This is a genomic window from Rhizobium sp. USDA 4016, assembly GCF_056279705.1.
In genome coordinates, this window is record NZ_JBWCCY010000004.1 from 3,590,982 (window position 1) to 3,608,394 (window position 17,413).

14 protein-coding genes and 1 pseudogene are annotated in these 17,413 nt (G+C 60.8%); 13 read left to right on the forward strand and 2 right to left on the reverse strand.

Annotated elements, in window-relative coordinates:
- The first annotated feature begins 85 nt into the window (after nt 1–85).
- Nucleotides 86–964, forward strand: coding sequence for a l-ornithine N(alpha)-acyltransferase (olsB, locus tag ACZ9DP_RS33540; protein WP_194730058.1), 879 nt, complete (start codon nt 86–88; stop codon nt 962–964).
- A gap of 267 nt (nt 965–1,231) precedes the next feature.
- Here the strand turns inward: olsB and ACZ9DP_RS33545 are convergent, their stop codons facing one another.
- A complete protein-coding gene (locus tag ACZ9DP_RS33545) occupies nt 1,232–3,514 on the reverse strand; it encodes an NADP-dependent malic enzyme (RefSeq protein WP_074066435.1) in 2,283 nt (760 codons plus the stop codon).
- 111 nt (nt 3,515–3,625) lie between these two features.
- Between ACZ9DP_RS33545 and mutS the strand changes: the two genes are divergently transcribed.
- From mutS to murJ, 4 genes and pseudogenes are all read left to right on the forward strand, one after another.
- Entirely contained in the window at nt 3,626–6,352 is a 2,727-nt protein-coding gene (gene mutS / locus ACZ9DP_RS33550) for a DNA mismatch repair protein MutS (protein ID WP_476204909.1), read from the forward strand.
- A 9-nt stretch (nt 6,353–6,361) separates the two neighbouring features.
- Nucleotides 6,362–6,637, forward strand: a complete 276-nt coding sequence (locus tag ACZ9DP_RS33555) for a hypothetical protein (RefSeq protein ID WP_074066433.1) — start codon at nt 6,362–6,364, stop codon at nt 6,635–6,637.
- 111 nt (nt 6,638–6,748) lie between these two features.
- Nucleotides 6,749–9,647 (forward strand): annotated as a pseudogene (locus tag ACZ9DP_RS33560) ([protein-PII] uridylyltransferase).
- Nucleotides 9,644–11,224, forward strand: a complete 1,581-nt coding sequence (gene murJ, locus ACZ9DP_RS33565; RefSeq protein WP_476204911.1) for a murein biosynthesis integral membrane protein MurJ — start codon at nt 9,644–9,646, stop codon at nt 11,222–11,224. Before ACZ9DP_RS33560 ends, murJ begins: the two are co-directional and overlap by 4 nt.
- Nucleotides 11,225–11,240: 16 nt before the next feature.
- Here murJ and ACZ9DP_RS33570 read toward each other — a convergent pair whose 3' ends face one another.
- Entirely contained in the window at nt 11,241–11,666 is a 426-nt protein-coding gene (locus tag ACZ9DP_RS33570) for a YcbK family protein (protein ID WP_074066430.1), read from the reverse strand.
- A gap of 385 nt (nt 11,667–12,051) precedes the next feature.
- Here ACZ9DP_RS33570 and ACZ9DP_RS33575 point away from each other — a divergent pair, with 385 nt between their 5' ends.
- The 8 genes from ACZ9DP_RS33575 (at nt 12,052) to olsA (ending at nt 17,401) form a co-directional block, all read left to right on the forward strand.
- On the forward strand, nt 12,052–12,456 hold the full coding sequence (locus ACZ9DP_RS33575) for a VOC family protein (protein ID WP_476204912.1): 405 nt from the start codon (nt 12,052–12,054) through the stop codon (nt 12,454–12,456).
- Between the two features lie 89 nt (nt 12,457–12,545).
- A complete protein-coding gene (gene trpS / locus ACZ9DP_RS33580) occupies nt 12,546–13,610 on the forward strand; it encodes a tryptophan--tRNA ligase (protein ID WP_283070492.1) in 1,065 nt (354 codons plus the stop codon).
- 77 nt (nt 13,611–13,687) lie between these two features.
- Nucleotides 13,688–14,179 carry a universal stress protein gene (locus tag ACZ9DP_RS33585; protein WP_092583852.1) on the forward strand — a complete coding sequence of 164 codons (492 nt, stop codon included), beginning with the start codon at nt 13,688–13,690 and terminating at the stop codon, nt 14,177–14,179.
- Nucleotides 14,180–14,306: 127 nt separating this feature from the next.
- Nucleotides 14,307–14,873: a NifU family protein gene (locus tag ACZ9DP_RS33590; protein ID WP_194728767.1), complete on the forward strand. Its 567-nt coding sequence runs from the start codon at nt 14,307–14,309 to the stop codon at nt 14,871–14,873.
- 77 nt (nt 14,874–14,950) lie between these two features.
- A complete protein-coding gene (gene tsaB, locus ACZ9DP_RS33595; protein WP_194728766.1) occupies nt 14,951–15,610 on the forward strand; it encodes a tRNA (adenosine(37)-N6)-threonylcarbamoyltransferase complex dimerization subunit type 1 TsaB in 660 nt (219 codons plus the stop codon).
- Between the two features lie 2 nt (nt 15,611–15,612).
- Nucleotides 15,613–16,107: a GNAT family N-acetyltransferase gene (locus ACZ9DP_RS33600; protein ID WP_194728765.1), complete on the forward strand. Its 495-nt coding sequence runs from the start codon at nt 15,613–15,615 to the stop codon at nt 16,105–16,107.
- A gap of 37 nt (nt 16,108–16,144) precedes the next feature.
- The gene (locus tag ACZ9DP_RS33605; protein WP_074066426.1) at nt 16,145–16,573 is read left to right on the forward strand and encodes a Fur family transcriptional regulator; all 429 of its coding nucleotides are present in this window, start codon (nt 16,145–16,147) and stop codon (nt 16,571–16,573) included.
- Nucleotides 16,574–16,603: 30 nt separating this feature from the next.
- On the forward strand, nt 16,604–17,401 hold the full coding sequence (gene olsA, locus ACZ9DP_RS33610) for a lyso-ornithine lipid O-acyltransferase (RefSeq protein ID WP_194728764.1): 798 nt from the start codon (nt 16,604–16,606) through the stop codon (nt 17,399–17,401).
- Nucleotides 17,402–17,413 lie beyond the last annotated feature (12 nt).

The window sequence follows — 17,413 nt, forward strand, 5'->3', positions numbered from 1 at the left end:
GCGTCGTTTTTCCGTAAAGTCCATGTCACTTTCCTGTCGTACAGAAGTGTTTTATGACACGCCATGAGCCGGCAACGGGAGAATCATCATGTCCATCGACATCCTTAATCGCGACACAACGGCGGAGGTTTCTCGGCCTGCAGCGGCCGTCGCGCCGAAGGAAGGCGACGTCTTGGGCCGCATCGGCAACCTGGAGACCCGCCTTGCCCGCACTGCTCGCGAGATCGATGCTGCGCAGCATGTGCGCTACCGCGTTTTCGTTCAGGAATTGCAGGCGCAGCTTCCGCCAGAGGCCATGCGCCGCGAACGCGACTTCGACGCTTACGATGCATTCTGCGATCACCTTCTTGTCCTCGACCGCTCGATCGAAGGTGATAGCGAAGACCAGATCGTCGGAACCTACCGCCTGCTGCGCCAGGACGTGGCGATGGCAAATGGCGGTTTTTACTCGGCTTCCGAATTCGCGATCGGCGAGCTTCTCGCACGTCATCCAGACAAGCGCTTCATGGAGCTCGGCCGCTCCTGCGTGCTGCCGGAATACCGCACGAAGCGCACGGTCGAACTTCTCTGGCAAGGCAATTGGGCCTATGCCTTGAAGCACGGCATGAGCGCCATGTTCGGCTGCGCCTCCTTCCCGGGTGTGCATCCGGAGAGCCATGCGCTGGCACTTTCCTTCCTGCACCACACGGTCCTTGCCAAGGGCGAATGGGCGGTCGGCGCTCTGCCGGGCCAAGCGCGTAGCATGGATCTGATGCCGCCGGAGGCCGTCAACCCGAAGAAGGCGCTGATGGCCCTTCCGCCGCTGATCAAGGGCTACCTTCGCCTCGGCGCCATGGTCGGCTCCACCGCGGTGGTGGACCATGCGTTCAACACGACGGACGTGTTGATCGTGCTGCCGATCGCAAGCATTTCGGATCGCTATTTGAATTACTACGGCGCTGACGCAGGCCGTTTCGCGAGCTGATTTTTCCAGAAGATCGAGCTGGCGGCACAAACAGACAATCTCGTCCGGCTGAAGCAGATGGTAGCGAGCCACGCGCTATCTCTGATGTCCTGCAGTGCCGTCGCCTCATCCGACCCCTTCGTGGCCTTCTCCCCCATGGGGGTGAAGGGGAGATTGCCGCATCCGCTCGGCGAGATCAATTCAAGAGACACAAGCAGCGCCGCCAGTCCCTTCTTTCCAGCGGGGAGAAGGTGCACGCAGGCAGATGAAGGGGCTTGCGCCTGACTGCTACCCCGCCGAATAAGCCGCGATCGCCGCCATGTTGACGATGTCGGAGTCCTTGGCGCCCATCGAGGTGATCTGAACGGCTTTGTCCAGGCCGACAAGGATCGGGCCGATGACCGTCGAGCCGCCGAGTTCCTGCAGCATTTTCGTCGAGATCGAAGCGGAGTGGAAGGCCGGCATGACCAGCACGTTGGCGGGAGCCGACAAGCGGCAGAACGGGTACTGCTCCATCACCTTTCGGTTCAGCGCCACGTCGGCTGCCATTTCGCCATCATACTCGAAATCGACGCGGCGCTTGTCGAGGATCTTCACGGCTTCGCGCACGCGCTCGGAACGTTCGCCCGAAGGATGACCGAAGGTGGAATAGGCGAGCAGCGCAACGCGCGGCTGATAGCCCATGCGGCGCGCAAGGCCTGCCGCTTCTTCGGCGATATCGGCCAGCTCCTCGGCGGTAGGCATATCGTGAACCGCGGTATCTGCGACAAAGACCGCGCGGCCGCGGACAATCACCAGCGACACGCCGATGACACGGTGGCCCGGCTTCTCGTCGATGCAGCGCCGCACGTCCTCCAGCGCCGTCGAATAATTGCGCGTGATGCCGGTCACCATGCCATCTGCATCGCCAAGCGCCACCATCGTCGCGGCGAAATGATTACGATCGTTGTGGATCAGGCGCTGTGCATCGCGGTGCAGATAGCCTTTCCGCTGCAGCCGGGCATAGAGGTAGTCGGTGTAAGCCTCAATGCGGGTCGAGATGCGTGCATTGACGATCTCGAGTCCCGGCCGGTTGAGGTCGATCCCTGCCCGCTCCGCCGTCGCCCTGATCAGATCTTCGCGGCCGAGAAGGATTGCCGTGCCGAGCTGCTGGTTGGCGTAGGACATCGCCGCGCGCATGACCTGCTCTTCTTCCGCCTCGGCAAAAACCATCCGTTTCGGACGGCGGCGAACCCGCTCGTAGAGGCTCGCAAGGGTCGAAGCGATCGGATCACGCCTTGCCGATAGCTCGCGGCGATAGCCGTCCATGTCGGTGATTACCTTGCGGGCAACGCCAGTTTCGATCGCAGCCTGCGCCACGGCAGCCGGGATTGCCGAAATGAGGCGCGGATCGAAGGGCACAGGAATGATATATTGCGCGCCAAAGCGCGGGCGGTTGCCCTGATAAGCGGCAACGACGTCATCGGGTACATCCTCGCGGGCCAGATTGGCAAGCGCCTTGACGGCGGCGATCTTCATGGCATCGTTGATCGTGGTTGCCCGCACGTCGAGCGCGCCGCGGAAGATATAGGGAAAGCCGAGAACGTTATTCACCTGGTTCGGGTAGTCCGATCGCCCTGTCGCCATAATGGCATCATCGCGGATGCGCGCGACTTCCTCCGGCGTGATTTCCGGATCGGGGTTTGCCATCGCAAAGATGATCGGCCGGTCGGCCATCGAACGAATCATCTCCTCCGAAAAGGCACCCTTCTGCGACAGACCGAACACGACGTCGGCACCCTTCATCGCATCTGCCAGCGTGCGGGTCTTTGTCTTTACCGCGTGTGCCGATTTCCACTGGTTCATGCCCTCGGTGCGGCCCTGATAGATTACGCCCTTGGTGTCGACAAGGGTGATGTTTTCAGGCGCAAAGCCCATCGACTTGATGAGCTCGACACAGGCGATTGCGGCAGCTCCTGCGCCGTTGCAGACGAGTTTCGTCGTCTTCAGGTCACGTCCCGTCAGCTCCAAGGCATTGATGAGGCCGGCCGTTGCAATAATCGCCGTGCCGTGCTGGTCGTCGTGAAAGACCGGAATATCCATCAGCTCGCGCAGACGCTGCTCGATGATGAAGCAGTCTGGCGCTTTGATGTCTTCCAGATTGATGCCGCCGAAAGACGGGCCAAGGAAACGCACACAGTTGATGAACTCGTCGACATTTTCCGTGTCGACCTCGAGGTCGATGGAATCGACATCGGCAAAGCGCTTGAAAAGGACGGATTTGCCTTCCATCACCGGCTTGGATGCCAAGGCGCCGAGATTGCCTAGGCCCAAAATTGCTGTGCCGTTGGAGATGACAGCCACCATATTGCCGCGCGTTGTGTAGTCGTAGGCAGTGCCCGGATCAGCGGCGATCGCCTTTACCGGCACCGCGACGCCCGGCGAATAGGCCAGCGACAGATCACGCTGCGTCGCCATCGGTTTCGTCGGGTTGATTTCCAGCTTCCCGGGCCGCCCCATGGCATGAAACTCGAGCGCTTCATTGTCGGTAACGGACGTCACCGGCTGCGGCTTCTTTTCGATATCGGGCATTCTTCCTCCAACGTCCTGTGGGTGACGCCTTGCTCTTCCTCAATGGCGGTTGTCATCTATAGCGGCGGGCGGCTAGGGTTGGCACCTGTTTTTTTGGAAAATTGCACCTCCGTGAACCAACGAATAGACGCCAGGAACGAAGCCTTTTCGGCTGCCGAGCTATCCACGGAGGAAAGCCGTGCCTCGGCCACGCCGATGATGGAGCAATTCATCGAGATCAAGGCGAACAACCCCGACTCGCTGCTCTTCTATCGTATGGGCGATTTCTACGAATTGTTCTTCGAAGACGCCCTGGAAGCCTCGCGTGCGCTCGGCATTACGCTCACGAAGCGCGGTCAGCACATGGGGCAAGATATCCCGATGTGCGGCGTTCCCGTGCATGCCGCAGACGATTACCTGCAGAAGCTGATTGGACTGGGCTTCCGTGTCGCCGTCTGCGAACAGGTGGAAGACCCGGCGGAGGCGAGGAAGCGGGGCTCGAAATCCGTCGTCAAACGCGACGTCATCCGCCTTGTCACGCCGGGAACCATCACCGAAGAAAAGCTGCTATCACCCTCTGAATCGAACTATCTGATGGCGCTTACCCGGATTCGAGGCGCGTCCGAACCGCTGATGGCGCTGGCCTGGATCGATATCTCTACCGGCGTCTTCCGGCTGGCCGAAACTGAGGCATCACGGCTGCTTGCCGACATCCTGCGCATCGATCCCCGCGAACTGATCCTGCCGGATACGATGTTTCACGATCCCGAGCTGAAGCCGGTCTTCGACGTGCTCGGCCGCACTGCCGTGCCGCAGCCCTCCGTGCTTTTCGACAGTGCGACAGCAGAAAACCGCATCGCGCGCTATTTCGGCGTTTCGACGCTCGACGGCTTCGGCACTTTCTCCCGCGCCGAGCTTGCGGCAGCGGCGGCGGCTGTTGCCTATGTCGAGAAGACACAGATCGCCGAACGCCCGCCGCTTGGCAAACCGGAGCGCGAGAGCGGCGCCTCGACGCTCTTCATAGATCCCGCGACGCGCGCCAATCTGGAGCTTGCCCGCACGCTGTCGGGCGACCGCAACGGTTCACTGCTCAAAGCAATCGACCGGACGGTCACCGGTGGAGGAGCCCGCCTTCTCGCAGAACGGCTGATGTCACCGCTGACCGATCCTGCCCGCATCAACGAGCGGCTGGATTCGATCGGCTTCCTGATCGAGGAGCCCAGGCTTTGCGGCGACCTGCGCGACGCGCTGAAGCACGTGCCGGACATGCCACGCGCACTCTCCCGCCTTGCGCTCGACCGCGGCGGCCCGCGCGATCTCTGGGCGATCCGGCAAGGACTTGGCGCTGCTTCCGATCTTGCAAAGCTGCTCGGCAATGCGCTTTTGCCGGAAGAACTCAATGCGGCCCTTTCCGGGTTGGAGGCCTTACCGACAACTCTCCAATCTCTACTTGCGGAGATGCTCGCCGACGAACTGCCGCTGTTGAAGCGCGACGGGGGCTTCCTGCGGGACGGTGCCAATGCCGATCTTGATGAAGTGCGCGCGCTTCGCGATCAGTCGCGCCGGGTGATCGCCGGATTGCAGCTCCAATATGCCGACGAGACCGGCATCAAGTCTCTGAAGATCAAGCACAACAATATCCTCGGCTATTTCATCGAAGTGACGGCCGGCAATGCCGGGCCGATGACGGATGCGCCGGAGGCCAAAGCCCGCTTCATCCATCGCCAGACGATGGCGAATGCCATGCGCTTTACGACGACCGAGCTTGCCGACCTGGAAAGCCGGATCGCAAACGCGGCGGACCGCGCGTTGCAGATCGAGCTCGAAGCCTTCGACCGGATGACGGCCGCCGTCGTCGCTGAAGCCGAGGCGATCAAGGCCGGCGCCCGCGCGCTGGCCATCATCGACGTTGCTGCCGGCCTGGCACTTTTGGCGGAGGAACAGGCCTATTGCCGCCCGCTCGTCGATGCCTCGAAGATGTTCACAATCGAAGGCGGGCGCCATCCCGTTGTCGAACAGGCGCTGCGGCGTCAGTCCTCCGGTCCGTTCGTTGCCAATAATTGCGATCTCTCGCCTGTGGCGGACGGCAAAGATGGGGCGATCTGGCTGCTGACCGGTCCGAATATGGGCGGCAAGTCGACATTCCTGCGCCAGAACGCGTTAATCGCTATCCTGGCGCAGATGGGCTCCTTCGTATCCGCGACCTCCGCTCACGTCGGCATCGTCGACCGCCTCTTTTCCCGCGTCGGCGCCTCGGACGACCTGGCACGGGGGCGCTCGACCTTCATGGTCGAGATGGTCGAGACAGCCGCGATCCTCAACCAGGCAACCGACCGCTCTCTCGTCATCCTCGATGAGATCGGCCGCGGTACTGCGACATTCGACGGCCTATCGATTGCCTGGGCGGCCGTGGAACATCTGCATGAGGCAAACCGATGCCGCGGTCTCTTCGCCACGCATTTCCACGAACTGACGGTGCTGTCGGAAAAACTTGCGCGGCTATCGAACGCCACCATGCGCGTCAAGGAATGGGACGGCGACGTCATCTTCCTGCACGAAGTGGGACCGGGTGCGGCGGACCGTTCGTATGGCATCCAGGTGGCCAGGCTCGCCGGCCTGCCAGCGTCTGTCGTCGCGCGCGCCCGCGACGTGCTGACGCGCTTGGAAGATGCCGACCGCAAGAATCCGGCAAGCCAACTGATCGACGATCTGCCGCTGTTCCAGGTCGCGGTGCGGCGCGAGGATGCCAATCGCGGGCCGTCCAAGATCGAGGAAGCGTTGAAGGGAATGAGCCTCGACGACATGACGCCGCGCGAGGCGCTCGAGGCACTTTACGGTCTCAAGAAGCAGCTGAAGTAGGAAGCCGTAATGTTCATGCGCAGCCTTATCCGTGAAACACAGCGCCTCGCCGATATGTTCACCGTGCTCGAAGCGCTGCGTAACGCCGACGAGCACGGTAATGCGCGCAGCTGGAACTCGCCAGTCGGCCTGCTCGAAATCACTCAATCCTGCGCCATCATCTGCGACCTTGCTTCGGCCATTGCCAAAGCGGGCTATCGCGAATGCGACAGGCCGACGCTGGAGGAGATTACCAGCGAGGCGCGCAAGGTCCTTTATTCGGTGAATATGCAAGGCGCGGCTTGAAGCTGTTCGTCTTCGCCTCCGCAAGTGGAAGGCAACCACCTTTTCGCCAAAATTAAGGGTTCTTGCAGTATGAAGGCCCGTGTCAAACGCGGGGTAAAGAGGCTATAGCGCATGCAGACGAAACGAGACGCGGTCGCACCGCGCGAACAGGAAGCCGCTCCGCGCATGGCGACGATGAGTGACATCGATTTCTCGGAAATTCTCGACACGGCCCTGTTGCAAAGGTCCTGCGATGCCGTTGCCGAAGCCAACAAGACCCGGCCGGACGTCATGCGCTCCGATCTGCTTGCGATGCTCAAAAAGGCAAGCAGCGACGGGCGCCAAAGGGCCTGCGAGCTTCTATCTGCCGATGGCAGCGGACTGGGCTGCGCCCGGCGCATCTCCTGGCTGCAGGACCAGATCATCACGGTACTCTACGAGTTCGTCAGCGCACATATGTTCCCGCAGCAGAAGGACAAGTTCGCCGTGACGGCGGTCGGCGGCTACGGCCGCGATACACTTGCGCCGGGCTCCGATATCGACCTGCTCTTCCTCTTTCAGCCAAGACCGGCAGAGGAGACGCACAAGGCTGTCGAGTTCATGCTCTATGTCCTTTGGGATATGGGCTTCAAGGTCGGCCACGCGACAAGGACCATCGAGGAGTGCATGGCGCTCTCCAGGTCAGACATGACGATCCGCACGGCGATCCTCGAGATGCGCTACATCTGCGGCCTGAAAGCGCTTGCAACGGAGCTTGAGACCCGCTTCGACAAGGAGATCGTGACCGGCACAGGACCGGAATTTATTGCCGCCAAACTTGCCGAACGCGATGAACGCCACCGCAAGGCAGGCGACTCACGCTACCTCGTCGAACCCAACGTCAAGGAGGGCAAGGGCGGGCTCCGCGATCTGCACACGCTCTTCTGGATCTCGAAATACTACTATCACGTCCGCGACACGGCGGAACTCGTAGCGCTCGGCGTTCTCTCCAAGCATGAGTACCGCGTATTCGAGAAGGCCGACGATTTCCTCTGGGCGGTGCGCTGCCACATGCACTTTCTGACCGGCAAGGCGGAGGAACGGCTTTCTTTCGACATCCAGCGGGAGATTGCCGAGGCGCTCGGATATCACTCGCGCCCCGGCCTTTCGGCCGTCGAGCGTTTCATGAAGCACTACTTCCTGGTGGCAAAGGACGTCGGCGACCTGACGCGCATCCTCTGCGCGGCTCTCGAAGACCAGCAGGCAAAATCGACGCCGGGGCTCACCGGGGTGATCAGCCGTTTTGCCCATCGCAGCCGCAAGATCGCCGGCAGCACGGAATTCATGGAGGATCGTGGCCGCATCGCGCTCGCCAGTCCGGACGTGTTCAAGCACGATCCCGTCAGCATCATTCGTCTCTTCCACGTTGCCGATATCAATGGCCTCGAGTTCCATCCCGATGCTCTGAAGCGGGTCACCCGATCGCTCAACCTCGTCGACAACAACCTGCGCGAAAACGACGAGGCGAACCGCCTCTTCATGTCGATCCTCACCTCCAAGGGCGACCCGGCGCTCATTTTGCGCCGCATGAACGAAGCAGGCGTACTTGGCCGCTTCATTCCGGAATTCGGCAAGATCGTCGCGATGATGCAGTTCAACATGTACCACCATTATACAGTGGATGAGCATCTGATCCGTACCGTCGACGTGCTCTCGGAAATCGACAAGGGCAAGGCCGACGACCTGCATCCGCTCGCCAACAAGCTGATGCCGGGGATCGAAGACCGGGAGGCGCTTTATGTCGCAGTCCTTCTCCACGACATCGCCAAGGGCCGCCAGGAAGACCATTCGATCGCCGGCGCCCGCGTCGCCCGCAAGCTCTGCTCCCGCTTCGGCCTGTCGCAGAAGCAGACGGAACTCGTCGTCTGGCTGATAGAGGAGCATCTGACGATGTCCATGGTTGCCCAGACCCGCGATCTCACCGACCGCAAGACGATCACCGACTTCGCCGATCGCGTTCAATCGCTCGATCGCCTGAAGATGCTGCTGGTCCTGACGATCTGCGACATCCGCGCCGTCGGCCCCGGCGTCTGGAACGGCTGGAAGGGCCAGCTGCTGAGGACGCTCTATTACGAGACCGAACTGCTGCTTGCCGGCGGCTTTTCGGAGGTGTCGCGCAAGGAGCGCGCCAATTCCGCGGCCGAAGCGCTGTTCAACGCGCTTTCCGATTGGAGCCAGAAGGATCGCAAGACCTACAGCAAGCTGCACTACCAGCCTTACCTGCTTTCCGTGCCGCTGGAAGACCAAGTCCGTCACGCCGATTTCATCCGCCAGGCGGACAAGAACGGCCAGGCGCTCGCGACAACCGTGCGAACGGACAGTTTCCACGCGATCACCGAAATCACCGTGCTCTCGCCAGACCACCCGCGCCCTGCTCGCCGTTATTGCCGGTGCATGTGCTGCAGCAGGAGCCAACATTGTCGATGCGCAGATCTTCACGACGTCGGACGGGCGCGCGCTGGATACGATCCATGTCAGCCGCGAATTCCAGGATGATGCGGACGAGCTTCGCCGCGCCGGCACGATCGGGCGCATGATCGAAGACGTACTGTCGGGCCGCAAGCGGCTGCCAGAAGTCATTGCTACGCGTACGAAGAACCGCAAGAGGAGCAAGGCCTTCGTCATTCCGCCGTCGGTCAACATCACCAACAACCTATCGAACAAGTTCACCGTCATCGAAGTCGAATGCCTTGACCGCACCGGCCTGCTTTCGGAAATCACCGCAATGCTTTCTGATCTTTCGCTCGACATCCAGTCAGCCCGCATCACCACCTTTGGCGAAAAGGTGATAGACACCTTCTATGTCACAGACCTCGTTGGCCAGAAAATCTCCAGCGACACCAAGCGGGCCAATATCACCGCCCGGCTGAAGGCGGTGATGGCCGGCGAAGAAGATGAGCTTCGCGAGCGCATGCCGTCCGGCATCATCGCGCCCGCCGCCTCCGCGCAGACATTGCAGCCGGGCGAAAAGAAAGCCGGGCCACCGGCATGAGCCTCGTCAAGAAATTCGCCACCGTCGGCGGCGCAACCCTCGGCAGCCGCATCTTCGGCTTTGCCCGCGAGACGCTGATGGCGGCGGCCCTCGGCACCGGCCCCATGGCTGACGTCTTCTACGCGGCCTTCCGCTTTCCCAACCTCTTCCGTCGGCTGTTTGCCGAAGGCGCCTTCAACGCAGCCTTCGTGCCACTCTTCGCCAAGGAGATCGAAGCGAACGGCACGGAAGGAGCCAAGCGGTTTTCCGAAGAGGTTTTCGGAGTGCTTTTTTCGGTGCTGCTGCTCATCACCATCGTGATGGAACTTTGCATGCCGCTGCTCGTACGCTTCATCATCGCGCCGGGCTTTGCCGACGATCCGGATAAGTTCTCGATCACCATCCGCATGGCGGCAGTGATGTTCCCCTATCTCATGTGCATGTCGCTGACGGCGATGATGAGCGGCATGCTGAATTCACTGCACCACTTCTTTGCCGCAGCGGTCGCGCCCATTTTCCTCAATGTCGTGATGATTGGTGCGCTCGTCTACGCGCTTTATTCTGGCGCCGAGCCGCTCGCGACCGCCTGGTATCTCTCCTGGGGCGTGCTGGCCGCTGGTATCCTGCAGCTCGCCGTCGTCTATGTCGGCGTCCTCCACGCAGGCATGAGCATTGGCTTTCGCTTCCCGCGAATGACGCCGAACGTCAAACGGCTGCTGATCCTCGCCGTCCCCGCCGCTGTCACAGGCGGCATCACACAGATCAATCAGCTGATCGGCCAGGCGATCGCCTCGTCCCGCGATGGTGCGATCGCCGCCCTGCAATATGCGGATCGCATCTACCAGCTGCCGCTCGGCGTCGTTGGCGTTGCCGTCGGTGTCGTATTGTTGCCGGAGCTTGCCCGTGCACTGAAGGGTGGCAACTTGCGCGAAGCCGGGAACCTGCAGAACCGCTCGATCGAATTCGTGCTGTTCCTGACGATCCCCGCCGCCTTCGCCCTTTGGGTCCTCGCTGACGAGATCATCCGCGTGCTATACGAACGTGGCGCCTTCGATCAGGAGAACACAGCACTTGTCGGCTCGATCCTCGCGATCTACGGCATCGGCCTGCCGGCCTTCGTGCTCATCAAGGCGCTGCAGCCGGGCTTTTACGCCCGCGAGGATACCAAGACGCCGATGCGCTTTTCAGCCGTTGCTGTCGGCGTCAACTGCGCCACGGCTCTGACGCTTTTTCCGTATCTTGGCGCACCGGGCATTGCAGTGGCTGAAGCAACCGCCGGCTGGATCAGCACGGTTTTGCTTTTCGCAACGCTGCTTCGCCGCGGCCATCTCGCCTGGGAATGGGCGCTTGCCCGCCGGGCTGCTCTGCTCGTCGTTTCGGCATCCGTGATGAGCGGCGTCATCCTCTTCCTGCAGCATCGCTGGGAACCCTGGCTCGCTTCCAGTGCCCACCTGGCGACCAAGGTCGGTACGCTCGGCCTTTTGATCGCCATTTCGATGATCGTCTATTTCGCGACCGCCTTTTTGATCGGCGGCGCCGACCTCGGCATGATCCGGCGAAACCTCAACCGGAAGCCTGCGCCCAAAACCGAGGGCTGAACCGCAGCCTTGGTTATCAGCAATGGCGCCAGCGCCGCTTCGGCCCGATATCGACGTGGACGATGCCGTTGCAGTAGCGCCCGATACCGCCGATACCCGGCGCCGTCTGCGCTGCCGCGACGATCGTCCGTTCCGATAAGCCCGGCACGCGGATGTCGGCTGCGTTGCAATGGCGATGCTGAGAATGCGCACGTCCGGAATGCCGGAGACCGGACGTGACCATCGGTCTTCGGCCGGTCTTGGCGGCGATATGCGCGAGAATGGCTCTGAGTTTCGGCGGGAAGCAGCCGACTTTGACGCTGACGGTCTGAACCGTATAGGGCTGTGACGTGGTGTGTTTAAGGAGTCTTACTGGGGGTTTTTTAGCGTTCTGTGCGCCTGCTTCGGCGTAACAGGACAAAGCGAACAAGCCAGCAAGAACGAGTGATAAAATCGTATGCATGACGTCCCCTCCAGGTAGAGCGCGGCGGGTCTCCCGCCCGGCTCGGATTGGCGCCGAGAACGTTCATTCAAAAAATGGCCAATTTGTGAAATTTTATACTTACGTGAAAAGTGAAGTATCCTCATATTGCTGGATTCTATATAAAAGGTATAACTCAAATTGAGTATAAAATACTCTCTACCTTTCGATGAAAAACAATGCCTTGCAACAAAACTTGTATTAGAAGGGCTGTGAAACTTAAGAACGCATCCATAATGCGAAATAGCGGCCTTTAAACGCTTGAGAATGGGGCAATAAAAAGATGCCAATCCTTTCGGACGGCGCTTGCACCTGCCCCACGACGCCGCGACAGATTAAGAAACCCCCGGCAACTGGAGGCTTGCAGATGTCCCAATCCCTCTTCCTGGTCACTCTCGTCGTCGACGATTATGATCGTGCAAAAGCCTTCTATTGCGGAGCGCTTGGCTTCGACTGCCTGCAGGACGAAGTGCAGCCGGAAGGCAAGCGCTGGCTGGTGGTCAAACCGAAGGGAGGGGATGGAGCGGCGTTCCTCCTTGCCAAAGCAATCAACGAGACACAGAAAGCGGCGATCGGAAACCAAACCGGCGGTCGCGTCGGGTTCTTTTTGAAGACCGATGATTTTGCGCGAGATCATGCTGCCATGCTGGCCAGGGGCGTGCGCTTTTTGGAACAGCCCCGGCATGAGATTTACGGCACCGTGGCCGTATTTTCGGATCCTTACGGCAATACTTTCGACCTGATCCGGCATGCCGCACCGACCGCCCCTTGATTGCAGCACGGAGCGCGTGCATAAGCCGCCGCGTTAGCAACATGGGCGACTGTGCCCTGGGGCCCTCCACCAGCCTAATCGAGGACTACGTGACCGAATTCAAAAAGCTCGTATTTTCTGGCGTTCAGCCAACCGGCAATCTTCATCTCGGCAACTATCTCGGCGCGATCCGCAAGTTCGTGGCGCTGCAGGAAGGCAACGACTGCATCTATTGCGTCGTCGACCTGCACTCCCTCACAGCGCAGCTCGTGCACGACGACCTGCCGGGCCAGATCCGCTCAATCGCCGCAGCCTTCATCGCCTCGGGCATCGATCCGGAAAAGCATATCGTCTTCAACCAGTCTGCCGTGCCGCAGCATGCCGAGCTCGCCTGGATCTTCAATTGCGTCGCCCGCATCGGCTGGATGAACCGCATGACGCAGTTCAAGGACAAGGCCGGCAAGGACCGCGAAAATGCTTCCCTCGGCCTGCTTGCCTATCCGAGCCTGATGGCGGCCGACATCCTCGTCTATCGCGGCACGCATGTTCCGGTCGGTGACGACCAGAAACAGCATCTTGAACTCGCCCGCGATATCGCGATGAAGTTCAACCTTGATTATCAGGACCACATTCGCCGTGCCGGCCGCGGCATCGACATTACCGTCGGCGACGAGCCGGTGCACGCCTATTTTCCGATGGTCGAACCGTTGATCGAAGGCCCTGCTCCGCGCGTGATGTCGCTACGCGACGGCACGAAGAAGATGTCGAAATCCGATCCGTCCGATCTCTCGCGCATCAATCTGCTGGACGACGAGGAAGCCATCTCGAAGAAGATCCGCAAGGCGAAGACCGATCCGGACGGCTTGCCGAGCGAGGTCGAGGGCCTGAAGGGCCGCCCCGAAGCCGACAATCTCGTCGGCATCTATGCGGCCCTTGCCGACAAGACGAAGACTGAGGTGCTTGCCGAATTCGGCGGCCAGCAGTTTTCCGTCTTCAAGCCGGCGCTGGTCGATCTCGCCGTTCAGGTACTCTCGCCGATCACCGGCGAAATGCGCCGTCTGATGGACGATACGAGCCATATCGACGCAATCCTCCGCAACGGCGGCGAGCGTGCCCGGGCGCGCGCCGAAGCGACCATGAAGGATGTCCGTGACATCATCGGATTCCTCTACTAGGCATGCCTCTGACGGCGAGCTCCCGTGCGATGACGGGGGCTTGCAAATTTCCCGGTTAGGGTGTCAGAGTCCGCGCCATGGTATCAAAGCGACTCTCACGGCTCGAAGGGCATCGCCGCAAATTCATGGCGGTGATCGATGGCACACCTGAATGTCAGAGCGCTGTGCATTATGCCGGCCGGCGCGCCAAGAATTCCAATGGCGGGCTGGTGCTTGTCTACGTGATTCCCGAAGGCGATTTTCAGCAATGGCTGGGCGTCGAGGAGATCATGCGGGCCGAGGCCCGTGAGGAGGCCGAGGCCATCGTCGCCAAATCGGCACAGGTGGTTCGCGAAACGATCGGCATCGAGCCGGAAGTCGTCATCCGCGAGGGAAGTGCGGTCGAGGAAATCAATGCGGTGATCGAAGAAGACCGCGACATCGCGATCCTGGTGCTGGCCGCAAGCTCCGCCAAGGAGGGCCCGGGACCGCTGGTGTCGTCCGTTGTAGGAAAAGCCGCGGCTTTCCCGATCCCCGTCACCGTGCTGCCTGACACGCTGACGAACGAAGAACTGGATGCGCTGGCCTAAGGCGTGATGCAGAATGCGGCTATTTCTGGAGTCTTTGTCTCTTGATTAGCGCCGCCAATCGGCTTATTTTCTTTTGAAGAATTCTAAAGACGGCCTGAGCGACGACCTGGCCCGCATGGAGAGCGAAATGTTCATTCAGACCGAAGCCACACCGAATCCGGCCACACAGAAGTTCCTGCCGGGCAAGGTGGTGATGGAGACCGGCACCGCCGAGTTCCGCAGCGCCGAGGAAGCCCAGGCGTCGCCGCTTGCTGCGCGCCTTTTTGAAATCCCGGGCGTAACCGGTGTCTATTTCGGCTATGACTTCATTTCCGTCTCCAAGGAGAACCAGGAGTGGCAGCACCTGAAGCCCGCCATCCTTGGCTCCATCATGGAACACTTCATGTCCGGAAAGCCGGTCATGGGTGATGCCTCCGTGCTTTCGGAAGAGCTCGATGCCGGCGGTGAATTCTTCGATGAGGCCGACGAGACCATCGTGCTCACCATCAAGGAGCTACTTGAAACCCGCGTTCGCCCGGCGGTTGCCCAAGATGGCGGCGACATCACGTTCCGCGGCTTCAAGGATGGCAAGGTCTACCTCAACATGAAGGGCTCCTGCTCCGGCTGCCCCTCGTCCACGGCAACACTGACGCATGGCGTCCAGAACCTGCTTCGTCACTTCGTTCCCGAAGTGCAGGAAGTCATCGCCGCCTGACGATTTGTCCAAAATTCGGCCGGCTCAGCATTGCACCGGCTGAATTTGTGGTAGGCTTTTATTCGGAAATTGATGGCATGATTGTTCTGGCGCTCGACACGGCTGGTGTAGATTGCGCTGCCGCTCTCTACGACAGCGGCAGGGATACGGTGCTGGGGGAGGCATCCGACCTGATCGGTAAGGGCCATGCAGAGCATTTGATGGGAATCGTCGACCGCGTGCTCAAACAGGCGGATATGAAACTCGCGATGGTCGAACGCATTGCCGTCACGATCGGTCCTGGCTCCTTTACCGGCATCCGCGTCGGTGTCGCCGCAGCTCGTGGCTTCGGCCTTGCGCTCAACATCCCCACTGTCGGCATCACGACGCTGGAGACTATGGCCGCCGCCCAGCGCGAAAAGACACCCGGCCGCCCCGTTCTTGCCGCCATGGACGCCAAGCGCGGCGAAATCTATCTCCAGAGTTTTTCCGCCGACGGCCCGGCGCTCGATGAACCTCGCGCAGTGACGATCGAGGAGGCGAAAACTATTGCGGCGGCCTTTGTCGGCGAGATCACAGGCTCCGCCGCGCCGCTGCTGAAGCCGGACGCGACGGGCGAACACGCCAATAAGTTTCCGATTTCCATCGTGGCACGCCTTGGTGCAGCCGCCGATCCCGGTTCAGGAAAGCCGAAGCCTCTTTATCTGCGCGGACCCGACGCCAAACCGCAGGCCGGGTTCGCGATCGCGCGAGTGTGACCATGCTGGAATCCTATCTCACTCTGAAGCCCGAATTCGAGATCATCGCAATGGGCAGTGACGATTGCCGTGCGGTCGCTGCGCTGCATGGCGAACGATTTGCCCGCCCCTGGGGTGACGGCGAATTCCACAGCCTGCTCAGCCAGGACAATGTCTTCGGCTTCGTGGCGCACCAGACCAACGCTTTCCTGAAAAAACCGCTGCCGGGCTTCGTGCTTGCGCGCCAGGTCGCAGGCGAAGCGGAAATCCTGTCGATCGCCGTACAGGCGAAGGTTGCCCGTGCCGGCCTCGGCTGGCGGCTCATGCAGGCAGCAATGCGTGAAGCCAAGCTGCGCGGGGGTGAGAGCATGTTCCTGGAAGTCGACGACGGCAATGCCGCCGCCCTCGGCCTCTACCACAAGCTCGGCTTCGAGAAAATCGGCGAGCGCCGCGGATACTACAAGGACGAAAACGGCGCCGTTTCCACGGCGCTTGTCATGAAGCGCGTTCTTCGCTAGTTCCGTTGAGAATTGGAATCTGGAATGAAGGCCGCCAATGAGCGACGCAGCCAAGACCCTTGAGGAGCTTTGCACCGAGCGCGGCATGCGAATGACCGAACAGCGCCGCGTGATCGCCCGCATCCTGGAAGAGTCGGCAGATCACCCGGATGTCGAGGAGCTTTATCGCCGTTCCGCGAAGGTCGACGCGAAGATTTCGATTTCCACCGTCTATCGGACCGTCAAGCTTTTTGAGGATGCCGGCATCATCGCCCGCCATGATTTCCGCGACGGCCGTTCGCGCTATGAAACGGTGCCGGAAGAACATCACGACCACCTGATAGACCTGAAGAACGGCGTGGTCATCGAATTCCGATCGCCGGAGATTGAAGCGCTGCAGGAGCGCATTGCCCGTGAGCATGGCTTCCAGCTTGTCGATCATCGGCTGGAGCTTTACGGCATTCCGCTGAAGAAAGACGAACGCTGAGCCGATGACCGCAGCCGCAAGGAGTTCGCGTTGATCGTCTGGCTGCGCATCGCCTATGCCGCGGTCGTCGTCGCTGCCGCCAGCACGCTGCTGATGCCCCTCCAGCTTCTCGGCCTCCATTTCGACTGGAAGCTTCGCCGCATTCTTCCACGCCTATGGCACCGCGCTGCCTGCCACGCCCTCGGCATTCGCGTAAAGGTCCACGGCAAGCTTGAGGGGCGCCGACCGCTGATGCTATGCGTTAATCATGCATCGTGGATGGATATCATGGTCATGTCCTCGCTCGCCGATGTCGCCTTCATCGCCAAGATGGAAGTGCGCGACTGGCCCATCTTTGGCATGCTTGCCCGGCTGCAGAAAAGCGTCTTCATCGTCCGTGAAGAGAAGCGAAAGACTGGCAATCAGGCAAGCGAGATCGCAGCCCGCATGGCGGACGGCGAGATCATCGTGCTCTTTCCCGAAGGCACGACCTCGGATGGCAATCGCCTTTTGGAAGTCAAATCCTCGCTCTTCGGAGCGGCCGCCATGGCTGTGCCGCACTCGCCGAACGGTTCCGTCCTCGTGCAGCCGGTAGCGATTGCCTATACAAAGGCGCACGGCGTTGCGATGGGCCGCTATCACCGCCCGCTGGCCGGCTGGCCAGGCGACGTGGAACTCGTACCGCACCTGATTGACGTCGTGAAATGCGCGGCGCTCGATGCCGAAGTCTCCTTCGGCGAGGCGGTCGAATACCGTTCCGATTCGAACCGGAAGGATGTCAGCGCCACCATCGCACGGCGTATCCGTACAATGCTCCACAGCCGCCTGCGCGGCCGCGACATCTCTTGAGGGAAGATTTCG